Below are 3,906 nucleotides of genomic sequence, written 5' to 3'. Positions count from 1 at the left end.
TTGCCTTGTTCTGTAACTTAATTATAAATAAGATGTATTGGCATGCTCGTCCGTTTGTCGATCATCAGGTACATCAGTTGATTGCTCATTCGGCTTCAGAGTCTTCCTTTGCAAGTGACCATACCATCTTTGCATTCTCGGTTGCTTTCATGATGTTATTTCGTAAGACAAAATGGAGTGGTATGGTTCTATTTTTTGCAGTTTTAACTGCAGTATCAAGAGTGTTTGTTGGTGTGCATTATCCCGCTGATGTAATTGGGGGAGCTGTTATCGCTTATTTGGTAAGTATTTTAGTAATTCGATTGGCAAAGTTTAAGTGGATGGAGCTACTTGTTCAATTCGTATTTTTTGTTTATGGGAAAGTAGCATCTCGAATCCCTTTCTTTTCGAAATATATTCATTTACGTTAAGTAGAACCTTTTACCTCAGGGTTCGTGTAGGGGCAAGTCGAAAACAGTGGCATCACAAAACAAGCATCCGAGTCTATGTACTCGGATGCTTGTTTTTATTTTCACTGCCATTTTGTTAGTAATATTTTTCAAGAACTCTTGCCGTGTTCTTTTGGAATGCTCCTTACATGCATCTTCATGCGCGTGACTGGAAAATGAACGTTTCGCATGTAGGAAACGACCCGAACGATAAAGGTTACGAATAAGCATATATATAAGGACAAAATATGAGGGACCTTATCATAGGTTATGAGAAAGCTAAAGGCACCTACAATCGATGCGACAGCGTATACTTCCTTTCGAAATACATATGGAATATCCTTTGCAAAGACGTCACGTAAAATTCCACCGCCAATCCCAGTAATAACACCCATAGAAACAACCAGAAATGAACCGTGAATTTGGCTTGTGATGGCTGCATTTGCCCCGACCGCCGTAAATACACCGAGACCAACTGCATCTGAAAGCATAATCACATTTTGAAGCTTGGAAAGTCGTTCATAAAATAAACAAGTAATGAGGGCTGTAATACCACTTACGAAAAAGTAGACAGGCTTAATAAACGCATCAGGAGGCAAATGTCCGATCAATATATCACGAATAATCCCGCCGCCAACTGCGGTTGCGACTGCTAGAAAAATAACGCCAAACCAATCCATTCTTTTCTTCATCCCCACTAATGTACCAGAAATTGCCGATGCAACGATACCAATGAAGACAAATATATTAATTAAAACCATTCTCCCGGTCCCTTCTTTGCTTCAATCTTTATAACAGACAAAATATACAACAAAGTAAGGGAAATAACAATCATTGTTTCAGGAATGTTTAACACGGAATGGGAGAACGTTTCATAGTAAAAAACGATCCATTTCTTGGACCGTTTTTACTTCATTCTATTTAGTTCATTTTCGATTTTTTGGAATTGCTTCGTCCAAGTCGTCTCTGCTAAGAAATATTGCAACGCATTATGATCCATTGTATTTATCTCATTATATATCGAACGAATGGTTTGTTCTGCTTGCTCGAATGTTTCACAATGATAAACGTATGGATATGTACCGATATGCGGAATACCAGTTGAAACGGTAGGTAATCCGAAATATAAGTATTCATAAATCTTAATGGGATCAACAGCCTCGGATAATTTACTTTTCTTAAATGGGATGATTCCGATATGCCACATCCTTGCATATTCATGAAGTTCACCTGGATGCACTTTTCCGTAGAAGGTAATATTCGGTATTCGTTCAACCTTCTTTAGTATAGCTTCCGGTACGCCATGACCAATCAAATGAATGTGAATATCAGATTTTTTAGCCAAGTGAAACAATAAGTCCCAATCAAACCAAGAAGGTGTCATATGACCAAAATAGCCAATGTGAATAAGACCATCTGCACCTTTGGTTTTGTTGGAAATGTTCGGATGCTTCGATATGTTTTCATCATAGCCATTTCCTACGACTAGAATATCTTCTCGAATATGAGAATACTTTTGGCGAAGAGGTGAGGATACTGCAGAAACAACATCTGCTTCAGTAATAAATGCCTCCTCCACGCTACGTTGATACCAAGATGCTTCTCCTGTTTTGAAAAATTCTTCCCATTCATCCATAATGTCATACTCAATTTGAAAGCCTTGTTCTTTCAGTAATGGAAGCATGGAATAGAATGTTTTCGCTGGAAAGGTACTAATAAATACTTTTGTTTCTATAGGACTAAAAATGGACAGTTCTTGTTTACTGTATACATAAGGATATAAAGGGATTTGGTATAAGTTCGAATACACATGTTGGAAGCTTTTCTCTTGCTCCTCCATTTCATCATATTGCCATGTAATGTATAGAACACCATACTTTTGCTTAGTTAAATACTTTGCAAAGTTAATGGTACGTTGGTTATACAGTTCGTCAAATTCCATACCGGAACTGATAATGGCAACACCCTTTATTGCGCCGCTGTTATAGGAGGCAAGAACCTCTTCATATATAGCTCTCACACGTTGATCGCTTTGATGGGTACCTTTCATCATGTTCCACTGCGTTTTTACACGTTTTTGAACTTTACGGAACGTAGTTGAAATCCCTTGCGCCTGCATATGAGCGAACACTTTCTTTACATACATCCATCCAGTTTGTAATTTTTCATTTAAGTTTGACATAACAGGTACCTCTTTTTATTCTTCAAGATTCATTCAGGTAAAGACGCTCCTGCTCAAATTAACTATATCATACCTAACTTTATGAAAAAACCTTTTCCATGTAAAAGATGGGGAAAACAAAATGAGCTACTCTTTCAGACGGATGAATTGCTAAGGACTTGCCTTTTTAAATATGTTATAGTATATTAGTTGATGCATCAATTATTGATGGGTCAACTAATTTCTTTCGTATAATGAATGGAGGTATTATTTGAATTATTCATGTTCTATGCAATCACAGATCCTATATTTATTGCGAGATCTTAACAATCAAATTAGTCCGAAATTCGAACGGTGTACAGGAATAAGTCAATCTCGTCTGGCATTGTTATCCTACCTTTATAAACATGGTGAGATCAGTCAGACTATTCTCCAAAAAGAGATAAACATTGACAGTGCAGCTATTACGAGACATGTAAAGCAACTTGAAGCAGCTGGAAAAGTTTCTCGTCGTAAAAGTACTGACGACAATCGAGTAACACTCGTTCGTCTCACTGATATTGGTTACGAAGAAGTTGAATCTTATAAGAATGAGAGAGATAATTTCGTCGCTAGTATGCTGAAAGACTTCAGCGAAGAGGAACTTCAAATATTGTTTAATATGCTAAAACGTATGCAACAAAATACGAGTGAAATTGAAGAAAAATCTTAACATATCAGAGGAGAGTACAGAAATGCAAACAACAAAAGTAAATGACTTTAATGAAATAATAACAGGACGTCGTTCTATTCGTCATTATGATACATCCGTAAAAATTAGTAAAGAAGAGATGACAGAAATACTTGAAGAAGCAACGCTTGCACCTTCTTCTGTAAATATGCAACCGTGGCGCTTCCTTGTTATTGAAAGCGAAGAAGGAAAGAAAACACTTAGTGAGCTTGCTCGTTTTAACCAATCGCAAGTGCAAACATCGTCTGCCATGATTGCAGTATTTGGAGATTTAAACAATTTTGAAAATGGCGAAGAAATATTTAGTAAAGCTGTTGAACTTGGATATATGTCTAAAGAGATAAAAGAACAACAAATGGCAGGGATTACGGGTTACTTTGCATCCTTAGAATATGAAGTAAATAAGAATAACGTATTAATCGATGGCGGTCTAGTGTCTATGCAATTAATGCTTGTAGCACGGGCTCATGGATATGATACATGTCCAATAGGTGGATATGATAAAGAGAAAATTGCGGAGGCCTTTGGCTTAGAGAAAGATCGATACGTTCCGGTTATGCTAATTTCAATTGGCAAAGCAAGTACAG

Annotated in this window: 5 protein-coding genes; 3 read left to right on the top strand and 2 right to left on the bottom strand. The window is 37.0% G+C overall.

The window, feature by feature from the left end:
* Positions 1 to 410 (top strand): phosphatase PAP2 family protein (locus AC11ZT_RS03590; protein WP_484058294.1); only part of this gene is annotated, 410 nt, incomplete at its 5' end.
* A gap of 128 nt (positions 411 to 538) precedes the next feature.
* On the opposite strand, the gene AC11ZT_RS03585 is transcribed toward AC11ZT_RS03590, so the two are convergent.
* Both AC11ZT_RS03585 and AC11ZT_RS03580 read right to left on the bottom strand, forming a co-directional pair.
* Positions 539 to 1,189: a trimeric intracellular cation channel family protein gene (locus tag AC11ZT_RS03585; RefSeq protein WP_484058293.1), complete on the bottom strand. Its 651-nt coding sequence runs from the start codon at positions 1,187 to 1,189 to the stop codon at positions 539 to 541.
* A gap of 146 nt (positions 1,190 to 1,335) precedes the next feature.
* Complete coding sequence (locus tag AC11ZT_RS03580; RefSeq protein WP_484058292.1) at positions 1,336 to 2,610, bottom strand: glycosyltransferase; 1,275 nt, start codon at positions 2,608 to 2,610, stop codon at positions 1,336 to 1,338.
* A 250-nt stretch (positions 2,611 to 2,860) separates the two neighbouring features.
* Between AC11ZT_RS03580 and AC11ZT_RS03575 the strand changes: the two genes are divergently transcribed.
* A complete protein-coding gene (locus AC11ZT_RS03575; protein WP_484058291.1) occupies positions 2,861 to 3,301 on the top strand; it encodes a MarR family winged helix-turn-helix transcriptional regulator in 441 nt (146 codons plus the stop codon).
* A gap of 22 nt (positions 3,302 to 3,323) precedes the next feature.
* Positions 3,324 to 3,906: nitroreductase family protein (locus tag AC11ZT_RS03570; protein WP_484058290.1), on the top strand; the 583-nt coding region annotated here is incomplete at its 3' end.

It is taken from the genome of Ectobacillus sp., from assembly GCF_056992975.1.
This window is presented reverse-complemented; position numbering and strand designations above follow the sequence as displayed.

Coding starts and splice junctions, on each gene's coding strand:
- AC11ZT_RS03585 (WP_484058293.1), bottom strand. CDS start 1,189: ATGGTTTTAATTAATATATTTGTCTTCATTGGTATCGTTGCATCGGCA.
- AC11ZT_RS03580 (WP_484058292.1), bottom strand. CDS start 2,610: ATGTCAAACTTAAATGAAAAATTACAAACTGGATGGATGTATGTAAAG.